This is a genomic window from Neisseria sp. N95_16 (assembly GCF_002551535.2).
GTDB lineage: Bacteria > Pseudomonadota > Gammaproteobacteria > Burkholderiales > Neisseriaceae > Neisseria > Neisseria brasiliensis.
Genome location: NZ_PDBT02000022.1, coordinates 1 through 14,688, shown reverse-complemented (window position 1 = coordinate 14,688; position 14,688 = coordinate 1). Strand labels below are relative to the sequence as shown.

12 protein-coding genes and 1 pseudogene are annotated in these 14,688 nt (G+C 52.4%); 4 read left to right on the top strand and 9 right to left on the bottom strand.

What is annotated here, in order from left to right; all coding sequences use genetic code 11:
• Positions 1-4: 4 nt before the first annotated feature.
• From CRG49_RS13115 to CRG49_RS05175, 4 genes are all read right to left on the bottom strand, one after another.
• Positions 5-172 carry a hypothetical protein gene (locus CRG49_RS13115; protein ID WP_154143244.1) on the bottom strand — a complete coding sequence of 56 codons (168 nt, stop codon included), beginning with the start codon at positions 170-172 and terminating at the stop codon, positions 5-7.
• Between the two features lie 297 nt (positions 173-469).
• Positions 470-1,840 (bottom strand): bifunctional UDP-N-acetylglucosamine diphosphorylase/glucosamine-1-phosphate N-acetyltransferase GlmU, encoded by a 1,371-nt coding sequence (glmU, locus tag CRG49_RS05185; RefSeq protein WP_095502717.1) that lies wholly within the window; start codon positions 1,838-1,840, stop codon positions 470-472.
• A gap of 82 nt (positions 1,841-1,922) precedes the next feature.
• Entirely contained in the window at positions 1,923-2,198 is a 276-nt protein-coding gene (locus tag CRG49_RS05180; protein ID WP_095502716.1) for a spore cortex protein, read from the bottom strand.
• A 72-nt stretch (positions 2,199-2,270) separates the two neighbouring features.
• Positions 2,271-2,930 (bottom strand): pyrimidine 5'-nucleotidase, encoded by a 660-nt coding sequence (locus CRG49_RS05175; protein ID WP_095502715.1) that lies wholly within the window; start codon positions 2,928-2,930, stop codon positions 2,271-2,273.
• Positions 2,931-3,140: 210 nt separating this feature from the next.
• On the opposite strand from CRG49_RS05175, the gene CRG49_RS05170 reads away from it, so the two are divergent.
• From CRG49_RS05170 to glgA, 4 genes are all read left to right on the top strand, one after another.
• Positions 3,141-3,896 carry an ABC transporter permease gene (locus CRG49_RS05170; protein WP_095502714.1) on the top strand — a complete coding sequence of 252 codons (756 nt, stop codon included), beginning with the start codon at positions 3,141-3,143 and terminating at the stop codon, positions 3,894-3,896.
• A 42-nt stretch (positions 3,897-3,938) separates the two neighbouring features.
• A complete protein-coding gene (locus CRG49_RS05165; protein ID WP_095502713.1) occupies positions 3,939-4,811 on the top strand; it encodes a mechanosensitive ion channel family protein in 873 nt (290 codons plus the stop codon).
• A gap of 303 nt (positions 4,812-5,114) precedes the next feature.
• The gene (gene glgC, locus CRG49_RS05160; RefSeq protein ID WP_095502712.1) at positions 5,115-6,449 is read left to right on the top strand and encodes a glucose-1-phosphate adenylyltransferase; all 1,335 of its coding nucleotides are present in this window, start codon (positions 5,115-5,117) and stop codon (positions 6,447-6,449) included.
• A gap of 81 nt (positions 6,450-6,530) precedes the next feature.
• The gene (gene glgA, locus CRG49_RS05155) at positions 6,531-7,949 is read left to right on the top strand and encodes a glycogen synthase GlgA (RefSeq protein ID WP_095502711.1); all 1,419 of its coding nucleotides are present in this window, start codon (positions 6,531-6,533) and stop codon (positions 7,947-7,949) included.
• Between the two features lie 290 nt (positions 7,950-8,239).
• On the opposite strand, the gene CRG49_RS05150 is transcribed toward glgA, so the two are convergent.
• The 5 genes and pseudogenes from CRG49_RS05150 to CRG49_RS05130 form a co-directional block, all read right to left on the bottom strand.
• Entirely contained in the window at positions 8,240-8,809 is a 570-nt protein-coding gene (locus CRG49_RS05150) for an outer membrane protein (RefSeq protein ID WP_095502710.1), read from the bottom strand.
• Positions 8,810-9,249: 440 nt separating this feature from the next.
• Entirely contained in the window at positions 9,250-9,738 is a 489-nt protein-coding gene (locus CRG49_RS05145; RefSeq protein WP_095502709.1) for a dihydrofolate reductase, read from the bottom strand.
• A 108-nt stretch (positions 9,739-9,846) separates the two neighbouring features.
• On the bottom strand, positions 9,847-10,737 hold the full coding sequence (locus tag CRG49_RS05140; protein WP_095502708.1) for an ABC transporter ATP-binding protein: 891 nt from the start codon (positions 10,735-10,737) through the stop codon (positions 9,847-9,849).
• Between the two features lie 137 nt (positions 10,738-10,874).
• Positions 10,875-13,049 (bottom strand): YccS family putative transporter, encoded by a 2,175-nt coding sequence (yccS, locus tag CRG49_RS05135; protein ID WP_095502707.1) that lies wholly within the window; start codon positions 13,047-13,049, stop codon positions 10,875-10,877.
• 279 nt (positions 13,050-13,328) lie between these two features.
• Positions 13,329-14,558, bottom strand: a pseudogene (locus tag CRG49_RS05130) (PilT/PilU family type 4a pilus ATPase).
• Between the last annotated feature and the right edge of the window lie 130 nt (positions 14,559-14,688).

The following is a 14,688-nucleotide window of genomic DNA, read 5'->3' as shown; positions in this document are numbered from 1 at the left end:
CCAGTTATTTTTCGGGGCGGTTGTCGTGTTCGCGCTGGGTCAAAAATTTCACCAGCAAAGGGAACACCGCTGCCAATACGCCGCACAAGCCGATGGCGAACAAAGCGATGCCGCCGATGGGCTGGTCGAGCACTTCATGCACCCATCCACCCATGCCGACCAAAACCATCAAGGCCGGGAATCAGGGCGCACAGGCCGCAAATCAAAATAATGATGGAACCGATATGGAATTTCATACATCCCTTCATGATGATGAATAACCGAGCAGCAGGGTTTCAGACGGCCTTTAATCGTTAGGTTGAGACCTTTGCAAAATCTTCATCTTTGGCACATTTCTTCGTTATGCGCTGCTCGAAAGCTTGCCTATCTAAGTGATATGTCTGCGCTTTCTGCGCTGCTATAACTTCGAACTGTACTCAAATCTGAAGTTTTACAAAGGTCTCAGGCCGTCTGAAGCCTGAAGAGCAGCTTATTTTTTATCGCCTTTTTCCGGACGCACCCAGCCTTCAATAATGGTTTGGCGGGCGCGGGCGATGGCGAGCTGGCCGTCGGCGACGTTTTTGTTAATCGCGCTGCCGGCACCGGTGGTGACTTTGTTGCCCAAAGTTACCGGCGCAATCACCACGCTGTTGGAACCCAAGCGCACTTCGTCGCCGATGACGGATTTGTGTTTGTTCACGCCGTCGTAGTTGGCGATGATGGTGCCTGCGCCGAAATTGGTTTTGCGGCCGACTTCGGCATCACCGATGTAGGTCAGGTGGTTGGCTTTGGTGCCCTCGCCAATGGTGGAGTTTTTCACTTCGACAAAGTTGCCGATGTGCACTTCGTTGGCCAATTTGGCTTGCGGACGCAAACGCGCGTATGGGCCGATGACGTTGTTTTCGCCGACTTCACAATCTTCCAATGAAGAGAAGGCAGCAATTTTGGTGTTGGCGGCGATTTTGGCGTTTTTAATCACGCAGTTGGCGCCTATTTCTACGTTGTCGCCGATTTCCACATCGCCTTCAATCACCACGTTGACATCAATCACCACGTCCTGACCGTGTTTCAGACGGCCTCGTAAGTCAAAGCGGGCAGGGTCGCGCAGGGTGACGCCAGCTTTGAGTAATTCTTGCGCTTGCTCGGTTTGGAAAATGCGTTCCAATTCGGCTAATTGCACTTTGTTGTTGACACCGGCGGCCAAATGCGATGCGCGCACTTGCACCGGATGCACGGCGATGCCGTCTGAATTGGCCAAGGCAATCAGGTCGGTCAGGTAATATTCGCCTTGTGCGTTGTTGCTGGACAAGCTGTTGAGCCAGCCTTCGAGCTTGGCATTAGGTAATACCAAAATGCCGGTATTGGTTTCTTTGACGGCTTTTTGCGCGGCATCAGCATCTTTTTCTTCCACAATCGCCACCACTTTTTCGCCTTCGCGGATGATGCGGCCGTAGCCGGTCGGGTTGTTCAACACATCGGTCAGCAGGCCGACTTCGTTACCGGCAGCAGCCAAAAGCGCTTCTAAAGTAGCGGTATCAGTCAGCGGCACATCGCCATACAGCACCAAAGTGCGGCCTTCGGCAGGTAAGTGCGGTAAGGCCATTTTCACGGCGTGGCCGGTGCCGAGCTGTTCGGTTTGTTCCACCCACACCACATCGCGTTTTACTTTTTCCAAAACCTGTTCTTTGCCGTGGCCGATGACCACGCAAATGTTTTGCGGATTCAGCGTAGCGGCGACGTCAATCACGCGGGCAACCATCGGCTTGCCGCCGACTTCGTGCAGCACTTTCGGCATTTTGGAATACATACGGGTGCCTTTGCCCGCAGCAAGAATCACGATATGTAAAGGTGTTTGGCTCATTGTTGTTTTTCCATTCGGGGTGAACGATTGAATGTGGAAGGCCGTCTGAAACGATGGATGTCATGTTCGGACGGCATGAGAATTATTCGGCGGCGGCAGAGTCGGCTTCGCCGGTTTGGCTGCCCCATTTGGTGCCGTGGACATCTTGATGTTGTTGCATTTCAGGCTTCACGGCGCGTTGCTCGGGGCGGTATTGGTTGTAATTCATGTTGCGCGAGTAAGAACCGTCCTGATAGTAAACGCGGGTGCCTTTTTCGTATTTTTGGCGAAGGGCGGTGCTGCCGTCGGCTTTTTGGTAGGTTTCCCATGTGCAGCCGGCCAGTGCGGTCAACGCCAAAATCATTGCTAGGTAACGCATGTCTTTTTCCTTGTTGAGAATATCGGTTTATTGTAATCAATTTAGATAAGGAATCATAGGCTTTTACACGCTTCAGACGGCCTCGAGCCAGCCTTGTTGCGCCGCCCAGTTTTCCAGCGCGGCCATGTCGTGCGCGGCGCAATCGACAAAGGGCAATTCGTGGGCTTTGCGGCCAAACCATGCGGTGCGCATACCCAGTTGTTTGGCGGCGTAAAGGTTATCCGCGTTATCGTCTACCATAATACAATTTTGCGGTGTTGTTTCAATTAGTTGACAGACGGTCAGATAGGCTTGACGGTTGGGCTTATACAGAAAGCCGAAATCGTCGGTGCCGGCCAGCAGATCGAAATACGGGCGGATGCCCAAGTTTTCGATAATGGCCTGCACATAAAACGATGGGCCGTTGGAAAACACCGCTTTGCGCCCTTTCAGACGGCCTAAAAGGGTTTGAGTTCGTTCGATGGGTGTTAATTTTTCTAAAATCTGCGGCATGGGGTGACTTTGGGTCAGAAATTCGACAATGTCGATTTCAGGATGATGGATTTGCAATCCGGCCAAAGTTGCGCCGTAGCGGTGCCAATAGTCTTCGCGGATGGCGGACGCTTCGTCGTGGGAAAGATTCAGACGGCCTGCTAGATAATCGGTCATGGCGTGGTTGATGAGCAGAAAAATGCCGGCATCGGCGTTGTGTAAGGTGTTGTCGAGATCGAAAAGCCAAACAGGCGTATTCATGGCGGGCTCGCGGTGGAAAAAAACAAGATGATGGCAGTTTGCACGCGCTCGGGCAAGCATTTGGGCGGTAGTGTGGCATAAAACAAAATGAAACAATCATTTAAGCGGTGATGTTTAATATGTTAAAATGCTGCCGATAACACACAGGCCGTCTGAAGCCCTTCATTTTCAGACGGCCTTCCACTTTATATCTACACACGAACACACATCATGATCGGTTTTTATACCTTATTCAAAAAAGAAATCCTGCGCTTTTGGAAAGTGGGCTTGCAAACCTTAGGCGCGCCCATGCTCACCGCGCTTTTGTACCAATTGATTTTCTCACACGCCATCGGCCGCCATGTCGAAGCCTTGCCCGATGTGGCGTATAACGCGTTTCTGATCCCCGGTTTGGCGATGATGAGCATGGCGCAAAATGCGTTTGCCAATGCCTCCAGCAGCCTGATTCAATCGCGCTTGTCGGGCAATTTGGTGTTTATTCTGCTGCCGCCTTTGTCCACCTTTTCCTTTTTTAGCGCCTATGTCGGCGCGGCGGTGGTGCGCGGTTTGCTGGTCGGCTTGGGCGTGGTGGCGGTGACGGCGCCGTTTGGTTTACCTATGCCGCATCATTTGGGCTGGATTGTGGTGTTCGGGCTGCTGGGTTCGGCCATGATGGCGATACTCGGCCTGATGGCAGGCATTGTGGCGGAAAAATTCGACCAGTTGGCCATGTTCCAAAATTTTCTCATCATGCCACTGACGTTTTTGTCGGGTGTGTTTTATTCCATCAACAGCCTGCCTGGGTTTTGGCGCACGGTCAGCCATTTCAATCCGGTGTTTTACATGATTGACGGCTTTCGTTACGGCTTTTTCGGCGTGAGTGACACATCGCCGTGGCTGTCGTTGGCGGTGGTCGGCACGGTGGTGGCGGCATTGGGGGCGCTGGTGTTAGCGGTGTTGCATTCGGGTTGGAAGTTGCGCCGTTAGGCAGTCTGAAACCTAAAAATTTGATTCAAATAAGGATAGACAATGAATTTTGACAATTTCACTTTTGAGCAGCTTTTCAGCCTGAAAAGCTGGGAGCGCTTGGCTGAAAACGGCATGGATTTCGGCCTGAACCTGTTGGCTGCTGCGACGATTTTTGTTATTGGTCGCTGGTTGACGACCTATATCGTGAAGTTGATGAAAGCTGCGTTGACCCGCGCCAAAGTGGATTTGACCTTGGTAAGCTTTTTGGGCAACGTTGCCAACATCGGCCTGCTGATTATGGTGATTATCGCCGCGCTGGGCAAACTGGGCGTGCCGACCACATCGGTTACAGCCTTGGTCGGCGGTGCAGGCTTGGCGATTGCCTTGTCGTTGAAAGATCAATTGTCGAATTTTGCTGCCGGTGCGCTGATTATTTTGTTCCGTCCGTTTAAGGTGGGCGACTATATTAAAGTCAACGGCTTTGAAGGCTATGTGCGCGAAATCAAAATGGTGCAGACTTCGTTGCGCACATATGCCAATGAAGAAGTGATTTTGCCCAACAGCGTGGTGATGAGTAATAGCATCACCAATAAATCTTCGTTGCCGCAATGGCGTGCGCAAGTGTTGGTGGGCGTGGATTATGCCTGTGATTTGAAAGCGGCCAAAGCGGCGGTGTTGCGTGCGGCGACCGAGCATCCTAAGTGTATTCAAACCGAGAAACCGGCCACGGTGCAGGTAACCAATTTGGGCGACAATGCGATTGAAATCACCTTGTGGGCATGGACAACCGAAGCCGATTGGTGGGGATTCCAATGCGATTTATATGAGCAGGTGGTAGAAAACCTGCGCGAAGTGAAGATTAATATCCCGTTCCCGCAGCGCGATGTGCATATCGTGTCGCAACCGGCGGCCAATGATGTGAAAACTGCGTAAACTTATCGGCTATGCGTCAAGGTATAAGGCTTTAATATAAGCGTCCTGTTTTACTTAATTTAACATAAGTATCAGATTTTATTTGCGTTTTGTACAGGCGGCAGCTTGGGTTTTAGATTATTATCATTTGATGACATTCCGACCCGCTGCCGCTTTTTGTTGTAACAAAACTGAAGCAGTCGCCGTCCATAATAAATACAAGCCGTTTCAGCCGATGCGCTTATGCTCATCGGCAAACAATCGCAATACTAAGAGAAATTTACCATTTGATAACCCGATTTAATCACAGGAGAAACAACCATCATGGCACAAGACTCTATCCCGCAAGCTTATAGTCTCGAACGCCCTTTAACTGCTGCCGCCATCGCTGATGACACGCTGGTGTTGATTTTGGCGGGTGGTCGCGGTTCGCGTTTGCGCGAAATGACCGACCGCCGCGCCAAACCAGCCGTTTATTTTGGTGGCAACTGGCGCATCATCGACTTTACGCTTTCCAACTGTTTCAATTCCAATTTGTTCAAAATCGGCGTGATTACCCAATACGAAGCCCATTCGCTGCTGCGCCATTTGCAGCACGCATGGTCTTTTATGCCACGTGAGCGCGGTTACTTCGTGGATATGCTGCCTGCGCGCCAACAAGTCGATGAAAACATGTGGTATCGCGGTACCGCCGATGCGGTGTGGCAAAACGTCGCTTTGATGAAAGAGCATTACAAGCCGAAATACGTGTTGATTTTGGCCGGCGACCATATTTATAAGATGGACTATATGCAGATGATCCGCGACCATATTTCGCGCGGCGCCAAATGCACCATTGGTTCGATTGAAGTCAAACGCAGCGAAGCCAAAGAATTCGGCGTGATGGCGGTGGACGAGCATTTGAAAGTGCAGGCGTTTGTGGAAAAACCGGAAAACCCGCCGGCCATGCGCGAGAAACCGGATTCGTCGCTGGCTTCGATGGGCATTTATGTGTTTGATGCCGATTATCTTTACGAAACGCTGGAGCGCGAAGTTAAGCTCGATCATACCAGCCACGACTTCGGCAAAGACATTATCCCGAAAGCGCTGCAAGACGGCGTATTGTATGCGCACCCGTTTGAGCGCTCATGCATGGGGCGCAACGCCGAGGGCAGCATTTACTGGCGCGATGTCGGCACGCTCGACAGCTATTGGGGCGCGCACATGGATTTGGTGGCGGAATATTCGCAGCTGAATTTGTTTGACCGCTCATGGCCGATACGCGGTTTGCCGTCGCAATCGATGCCGAGCAAATTTTTCTATAAGCATCAACACGAGCGCACCATCGACAATTCGATGATTAGCGGCGGCTGCTTGATTACCGATGCCGAAATCAGCTCGTCGGTTTTGTTTGAACGTGTGACCGTCAACGAAGGTTCGGTGATTGAGCAATCGGTGATTCTGCCGCAGGTGAAAATCGGCAAAAATTGTATCATCCGCAATTGCATCATCGAGCGCGCCTGCGAGATTCCGGACGGCATGCAAATCGGTGTCAATCCGGGCAAAGATGCCGAGTTTTTCCGCGTGAGTTCGGGTGGCAGCGTGGTGTTGGTCACACCGGATATGTTGGAAAAACGTGCCAAAGCCTTGAATAAATTTGCCGATGGTATGGGCATTTAAGTAAAATTTGAGGCCGTCTGAACCATTTTTAGACGGCCTCAACCATGCCGTCTGAACTTTTATCATCGATTTAGGAAGATTATGAATATCCTGCATGCAGCGTCTGAGCTTTATCCTTTATTGAAAACCGGCGGTCTGGCTGATGTGTTGGGCGCGCTGCCGTTTGCGCAGCAGCAAAACGGCGACAATGTGCGCGTGATTCTGCCTTACTACCGCCGAATCCGCGAACAGATTCCGTTTACATCTGAAGTGTTCCGTTGCGACAGCCCGGGCGGCTATGCAGTGATTCGCTTTGCCGAGTACCAGGGCTTGGGGCTTTATCTGATTGATGCGCCGCATTTGTACGACCGCGACGGCAACCCTTATCACGACGGCGATTACCGTGATTATCCCGATAATGTCGTGCGTTTCGGCTTGCTCGGTTGGGCAGCTGCGGCGGTGGCATGCGGTGCCGATCCGTTTTGGAGCGAGGTGGATGTGCTGCACGCACACGACTGGCAGGCCGGTTTGGCTGCGGCGTATTTGAAAGCATGGGGCGCATGGGAGGTGAAAACCGTGTTCACCATCCACAACATCGCCTACCAAGGCTTGTTTGACGCGCGCCACATGGCGGATTTGTGGCTGCCGTGGGAAATGTATCAGCCCGAGGGTTTGGAATTTAACGGCCAAATTTCGTTTCTCAAAGCCGGTTTGTATTACGCCGACCACATCACCACCGTCAGCCCGACTTATGCGCAGGAAATCACCGTATCCGCTTACGGCATGGAAGGCTTGTTGCAACAGCGGCGCGATCAAGGCCGATTGAGCGGCATACTCAACGGTGTGGACGAAAGCATTTGGCATCCGGCCAACGATCCGGCTTTGCCCACTTCATACGGCCTGGATAATGTGGCAGAAGGCAAAGCCGCCAACAAAGCCGTTTTGCAGCAGCATTTCGGTTTGAAAAATGATGCCGATGCCATGTTGTGTGTGATGGTATCGCGTCTGACCGAGCAGAAGGGTGCGGATTTTCTGCTGGAGGCTTTGTATGTCAAACTTGCTGAAGATGCGTCCATGCAGTTTGCCTTGTTGGGCAGCGGCGCACCAGCCTTGGAGCAGGCGTTTAGCGAGTTGGCGCAACGCTATCCCGAGCGTGTGGGCGTACACATCGGCTACGATGAAAGCTTGGCGCACCGTTTGATTGGCGGCGGTGACGTAATTTTGGTGCCGAGCCGTTTCGAACCCTGCGGCCTGACCCAGCTTTACGGCCTGAAATACGGCACCTTGCCTTTGGTGCGTCGCACCGGCGGCTTGGCCGATACTGTGGTGGGCTTTGGCGAAAGCGATGCGGCCACCGGTTTTGTATTCGACGCGCCTGATGTGCATGGCCTGACGAATGCGTTCAACGCCGCGCTGTATGCGTGGTCGGAACCGACTGTGTGGGCAGACATGCGCACACGCGCCATGCAGCAGGATTTTGGTTGGCTGAAAGCAGCGCAATCGTATCGCCAATATTATTAATATCAAGACCTTTGTAAAATCCTTTATCGTCCAACACACATAGGACAACCGTCATTCCCGCTAAGGCGGGAATCCATCTTAAAGTTTCAGTAAGCTTGTTTTATTGGCAAGTTTCTGGCCACTAAAAATGGATTCCCGCCTTAGCGGGAATGACTGCCTTTAGAATGATTGCTTGTTAATGGGTTGATGTGAAGGTTTAAAACAGGTGTTTTGTATCAAAGAAAAGGCCGTCTGAATCATTTCAGACGGCCTTTTAAGCTACTGTATTTAAACCGATTTAAATATCAAGATTAACGGAAGCGGTAGGCGGCAGTGGCCATCACACCGTTGTTGTTGATCTTTGTATCGTCTTTCTTAAAGCGGGTTTGTTCCCACTCTGCGCCGACTTCGATATTCGGGGTCGCTGCATATTTCACGCCCACGCCGTAGCCTACGCCGTTCATGTTTTTCTTGGTGTCGTAAGGACCTTCGAATTTACCGTAGTGGTAGCCGACTTTACCGTAAGCCATCACATCATCAGTTAAGCGGTAGCCTTGAACATAAGACACGCTGGCATCGACTTTTTGTTTCACGTCACCGGCTGCGCTGCTGCCCACGGTGCGGTGCAATGGTTTCACGGCTACTTCAGCGCCGCCGATCCAGTTGCTGTTGCCGAATTGCACGTTGTGGTTACCGCGGATCGCCATATCGGCTTTGTATTCTTCGTCCAAGCTGCTGTTTTTCACATCGCTTTTGGTTGCGCCTGCACCAATTTCAACAGCGGTACCGGTAAAGGTGCCGGTGTTGTAGGTGTTGAACGGGGCGGCAGTAGCTGCAGCAGCGGCGGTCAAAATCAAAGTGGTCAATAAAGTTTTTTTCATGATAGTTGCTCCTTCAAGCAAAGAAAAAGGGGAAAGCGGCGGCGGTTGCCTGTTGCTTTCGATGGGTTTAGTATCGTGATGTTTCAGACGGCCTGCAAGCGGCTTTGCTATCGGATTACGCTTCTTGGCGGCGGTTTAACGTTTGTAATTGTGGTGGGCTGGGAAATAATGTTGAAGGTGTGATTATTTTTCAGAATGTAGTGATTTGGTTTAGCCGTCTGAAAAACAAGCTGATTTTCAAACCCGTCAGGCCGTCTGAAAAAAGCAGTATGGTGGCAAAAGTGAAAAATTAGAGAAATCATTCTAGAAATTATATTTACATTCGCATATGTATCTTTATTGCACAATTGATTGTACATACGGTTGTGTGTGTTTCAGCAAAACATAAAAAATGCCGTCTGAAATCGGTTTCAGACGGCATTTTTTATAGGGTGAATGGGCTATCGACGTTGATAATGCACAAACGCATAATCTATGCCCTTGGCGCTGGTGTGTGATTCGCGGGCGGTTTCCTGCCATTCATCGGTGGAAAACTCAGGGAAAAACGCATCGCCGCCTTCGACCTGCAAAGCCACTTCGGTCAAGCGCAAATCGGTGGCCAGGGGCAGGGCTTGGGCATAAATTTGTGCGCCGCCCATGATGATGATTTCAGGCGCATCGGCACACAAGGCCAATGCATCGCTCAAATTGGTGACCACTTCCGCCCCGTCGGCTGCATAGTCGGTTTGTCGGCTGATGACGATGTTGCGGCGCTCGGGCAAAGGTTTTTTCGGCAAAGATTCCCATGTTTTGCGCCCCATTACCACCGGTTTGCCGCTGGTGTAGCGTTTGAAAAAGGCAAAGTCTTCCGGCAAATGCCACGGCATGGTGTTGTTGATGCCGATGCAGCGCGCGTCGGCGTAGGCGGCAATCAGGGTAATTTTTTGCATAAACGTACTCTTTGGGTTGAATAGAAGGAAGCATGACGATATTTAAGTGTTGGTATCGGTCACATGCGTTTAATTTCAATAATGTATTTCTATTATGCGCAGACAAGCTCAACGTGTCAGCTTCACAAACACATCTTCCAAATCCGTTTCCGGCAGCGCCATGTGCAACACTTCAATGCCCGCGCTTTTCAATGTGGCCAACACTTCGCCGAGGCGGTTGTAATCATCTAATTTCAGCAAAAGATTGCCGTCTTGTTCCCCTGTCAACCACGGCTGTAAAGCAGCAGGCAGCGGCGCGGACAATTGTAGCGCCACGCGTACGCCTTGTTCGGCGTGTAATAAATGCTCGGTCGAATCCAAAGCCACCAAGCGCCCCTGTTTCATCATGGCGATGCGGTTGCACAGGTTTTGCGCCTCTTCCAGATAATGCGTGGTCAGAATGATGGTGTGGCCTTGGCGGTTGAGACCTTCGATGAATGTCCACAGGCTTTGGCGCAGCTCAACATCGACACCGGCAGTCGGCTCGTCCAACACGATTACCGGCGGACGGTGCACCAAGGCTTGCGCCACCATCACGCGCCGCTTCATGCCACCGGAAAGGTTGCGGGTGATGGTGTTGGCTTTGTCGCTCAAACCTAGGCTGTCGATGATTTCGTCTATCCACGCATCATTGTTGCGGATGCCGAAATAGCCCGATTGAAAACGCAGCGCTTCGCGCACGGTGAAAAACGCGTCAAATACCAATTCCTGCGGCACCACGCCCAAGCTCATGCGCGCGCCTTGCGGCTCTTTGACCACATCGTAGCCCATCACGCTGATGCTGCCCGAAGTCAGGCGGTTGAGTCCGGCCATGGCAGAAATCAGCGTGGTTTTGCCCGCACCGTTCGGCCCCAACAGCGCAAAAAACTCGCCTTGTTCGACCGTAAAAGAAACGTCGTTCAGGGCGGTGAAACCGTTGGCATAGGTTTTGACAGCATGGCGGATATCGATGGCGTGCATGAGTATGTGGTTTTCTGATGATGGTTGTTAAAGGCGTATTTTAGCAGAAACGTTATGCGTGGTCGGCATGAAGGTGGTTTGGATACATAAAGGCCGTCTGAAAGGTCTCGGGTTTTGTTTTCAGACGGCCTTTACTTTTAAGACGCAGCCATGGCCGAAGTTTGCTCCGCTTCGGCCGCCTCAGTTTGATGATGCAAGGCTTGGTAACAGGGTTGCAGTTGGCGGGCAATCAGGCTCAGTTGTTGCCACAGAATATGGCTTTGGCGGTCGGCGGTAAGGTTGCGCAAGGCTTCCAAATCGTGCAGCAGTTGGGTTAAGGCCGTCTGAAAGTCGGCGGCGGTTTGCTGCGGCATGTGTTTCAACAGCGCGGCGATTTGGCGGGCGGTTTGGTAGAACGCGGCGGTAAAGGCCGGATCGGTTTCTTGCGCCATTTCGTTGCGGTAGGCACCGAGTGCGGAAATGTAGCCGGTCAGCGCGTAATTGGTTTTTAACAGATTGAAGCCGTCTGAAAGCTGGTCGCCGTATTTGTCCGGCTCGCTGCTCATGTCGGACAAGGTGCTGCTCAAAGCGGTGATGCGCTCGTGGGCTTGGCGGCGCACGGTGCGGTAGCTGACGTCGTCGCTGCCACCGTGTTGCAGTTGTTCGAGAATTTTATCCAGATAAGCGCCGTTGCCGGAGACGGCCAACGCGGCTGTGCGGTCGAGCGTGAGGTAACGCCAGTCCGGCCACAGATACGACACCGCCGCCCACGCCATCACCGAGCCGATGATGGTGTCGATAATCCGCCACGGCATGGCGGCGTACACATCGAGTCCGGCCAAGGAAAAGCTGGTTAAGGCTTGGATGGTGATGAAGAAGGTCGAGAAGCTGTATTTATAGCTGCGGCTCATGAAAAACAGGGTGGTGCAGGCGATGACAATCCACAGCTTGGTTTCCACCGATGGCGTGAAATACGGCACCAACGAGCCGACCACCACGCCCAAAATCGTGCCGGCGATGCGCTGATGCACGCGGCTTTTGGTGGCGGAATAGTTGGGCTGGCACACAAACAGCGCGGTCAGCAAAATCCAGTAGCCGAGATTGAGGTTAAGGATTTCGACCACGGCGCAGGCCACGGCCACCACCAGAGACAGTCGAACGGCATGGCGGAATACGGCGGATTCCAAATTCAATTGGCTTTTCACGCTTTGCCAAACGTGTTTCAAACCGTTGTGGCTTTCCACGGCGGCGATGCGGGTCACGTCAGATTCGCCTTCAAGCGCAGCGTGGTTGTCGCTGTGTTCCAATTGCTTGAGTTGGTGATCGACGCTGCTTAAATTGTTGAGCAATTGGCGGATATTGTGCACTTCGTGGCTGTCGGGGTGGCCGTCTGAAAACCATTGCAAGGATTGGCGGCAGCCTTCCATCGCGCGGCCGAGGCGTTTGCTGTAATGGTAGTCTTTGCCGCTGCGTAAGGCTCCGGCCACATTGCGGCAGGCCTGCCCCTGCATTTCCAGCAGGCGGTGGATGCGGAAAATCAGGTCGGTGTTTTTCAGTTTGTCGGCCAGCTCGCGGTAATCGACGTGTGCCGAGCTGATGCGTTCATGAATGTCTTGCGCGGTGAAGTAGTAGCGCAGCATACGGGCGGTGCGCGGGTGGCGGTGCTGGCCGCGCATACGGTAAAACAGCGCGGCGCGGCATTGGTTGAAGGCAGCAATCACGCCGGTGTTGCGCATGGCCAAGTCGATTTGGCGGTTGCCTAGCCATGCAGCTTCGTCGGGGTCGAAAAAGTCGGCCTTGGCATCGAAATAATCGCCCAAGCTTTCATAAGCATCGGCCACGCGTTCCTGCACCGGACGATGCGGGAACATCATTTGGAAAACCAGCGTGCAGGTGCTGTATAACACCGTGCCCAATAGAATCATCAGCGGATTGGTCAGCCAAAAGGTTTCCGGCGTGTAGGTCAGCGAGGTGTAAGTCGCCACCGCCAGCGAGCCGAACGCAAAAGTGCGGTAGCGTTGGCCGACCGCGCCCAACAGCGTGAAGAAAAACGTCATCGCGGTCATGGCAGCGATAAACGGCCAGCCGGTGCCGAGCGTGAGTTGCGCAGATAAAGAGGCGATGGTAAACAATATCACCGTAATCACAATGTTTTTCAGACGGCCTGTTAAGCGGTTGTCCAAATCGACCAAACCGCCGGCAATGATGCCCAACACAAACGGCATCGCCAGCGCGAGCATGTCGATATACCAAACGCTGGTGGCGGCAATGAGCACGCTGATAAACACGGGCAACGACGTCATAATCAACGGCTTGAGCGGCGAGGTTCTCATGATGATGCGAGCATAAGGTGAAATAAACAGAATTTTAGCAGGAATCGGCAGGCCGCACCGAAACGGCGGGCAAAAAAAATCCCGAACATGAGTCGGGAGGGTAAAACAAACAAGTAGGACTTGTGTTGTTCAACTGAAAGGTGTGTGTTTGAAAGCGTTATTGTAGACAAAATCGGTTTTAGAATAAATTCACTAGAAGAAATGCAGCGTTAACAAATAGGAAACAATTAAGGTTTCAGGCCGTCTGAAAGTGATTGAATCTTTTAGACGGCCTGTTGCTTACATCAAATTCAAATCACTGATGCGGTCGAACAAGCGTTCCGGCTCGTTGCCTTCTTCGTGCAATTGAATGCGCAAACGCAAATCGTTGGCCGAATCGGCTTGGCGCAAGGCTTCGTCGTATTCGATGTGGCCTTGGGTGTAGAGATTGAACAAATGCTGGTCGAAAGTTTGCATGCCGTCGCCGGAAGCGCGATCCATCAGGCCGCGGATTTCCATCAGTTCGCCTTTGAAAATCAAATCCTGCATGGCAGGGGTGTTGAGCAGCAAATCGATCGCGGCGGTGCGCTGGGTGCGGTTTTTCTTAATCGCCAAACGCTGGCCGATGATGCCGGTCAGGTTTAAGGCCAAGTCCATTAATACTTGTTTTTGGCGCTCTTCCGGATAGAAGTTGATGATGCGCTCGATGGTTTGCGATGCGCTGTTGGCGTGGATGGTGAACACGCACAAGTGGCCGGTTTGTGCCAACTGCATGGCGTATTCCATGCTCTCCGCGCTGCGCACCTCACCGATACACACCACGTCAGGTGCTTGGCGCATGGCGTTTTGGATGGCGGTTTTCCAATCCGGCGTGTCGATGCCGATTTCGCGCTGGGTGAAAATGCAGCGGCGTGGTTTGTAGATAAACTCAATCGGGTCTTCGATGGTCACAACGTGGCCGGGGATTTTGTTGTTGCGGTAGTTGAGCATCGAGGCCATCGTGGTCGATTTACCCGAGCCGGTCGGACCCGCCAAAATCAGCAAACCGCGCGGGGCGAGCGCCAAATCTTTAGTTTTTTCCGGCAAGCCCAACACTTCCATTTCGGGAATTTCTTGGTTGATGCGGCGCAACACCAAGCCGACACGGCCTTGCTCGTGATAGGCATTGACACGCTAACGCGTGTTGCTGCGCGATTGCACGGAATAGTTGAGCTCCCATTCGCGGTTGAAAGTTTCCAACTGCTCGGGGTTCATGGTGGATTCGACGATTTGCGCGGTTTCTTCGCCGGTTAAGGCTTTGTGCGGCACAGGGGTCAACACGCCGCTCACTTTCATTGATGGCGGGAAACCGGCGCTGATGAAAATATCCGAGGCTTTGCGGTTTTCTGCTTCGACACACATGCGGTCGAGCAGGGGATGCAAATGCGTGCCGATTTCGGCCGGCGTTGGGATATGCGGGGCTTGGTTTTTTTGCGAATACGCCTGCACCATTTCGGAAAGCAGATCGTGTAAAGGATTATTGTCGCTCATGGTTTGTCCATTGTCTTTTCAGACGGCCTTACATTCGCATTTCAAGTGCAACGCTCAAATGCCATTGGCAAGGGCTGCTGAAAACAGATCACCCGGTGTCTCATAGTCCAATGTCTTTCTCGGTCGGCGG

Coding starts and splice junctions, on each gene's coding strand:
- glmU (WP_095502717.1), bottom strand. CDS start 1,840: ATGAGCCAAACACCTTTACATATCGTGATTCTTGCTGCGGGCAAAGGC.
- CRG49_RS05180 (WP_095502716.1), bottom strand. CDS start 2,198: ATGCGTTACCTAGCAATGATTTTGGCGTTGACCGCACTGGCCGGCTGC.
- CRG49_RS05175 (WP_095502715.1), bottom strand. CDS start 2,930: ATGAATACGCCTGTTTGGCTTTTCGATCTCGACAACACCTTACACAAC.
- CRG49_RS05170 (WP_095502714.1), top strand. CDS start 3,141: ATGATCGGTTTTTATACCTTATTCAAAAAAGAAATCCTGCGCTTTTGG.
- CRG49_RS05165 (WP_095502713.1), top strand. CDS start 3,939: ATGAATTTTGACAATTTCACTTTTGAGCAGCTTTTCAGCCTGAAAAGC.
- glgC (WP_095502712.1), top strand. CDS start 5,115: ATGGCACAAGACTCTATCCCGCAAGCTTATAGTCTCGAACGCCCTTTA.
- glgA (WP_095502711.1), top strand. CDS start 6,531: ATGAATATCCTGCATGCAGCGTCTGAGCTTTATCCTTTATTGAAAACC.
- CRG49_RS05150 (WP_095502710.1), bottom strand. CDS start 8,809: ATGAAAAAAACTTTATTGACCACTTTGATTTTGACCGCCGCTGCTGCA.
- CRG49_RS05145 (WP_095502709.1), bottom strand. CDS start 9,738: ATGCAAAAAATTACCCTGATTGCCGCCTACGCCGACGCGCGCTGCATC.
- CRG49_RS05140 (WP_095502708.1), bottom strand. CDS start 10,737: ATGCACGCCATCGATATCCGCCATGCTGTCAAAACCTATGCCAACGGT.
- yccS (WP_095502707.1), bottom strand. CDS start 13,049: ATGAGAACCTCGCCGCTCAAGCCGTTGATTATGACGTCGTTGCCCGTG.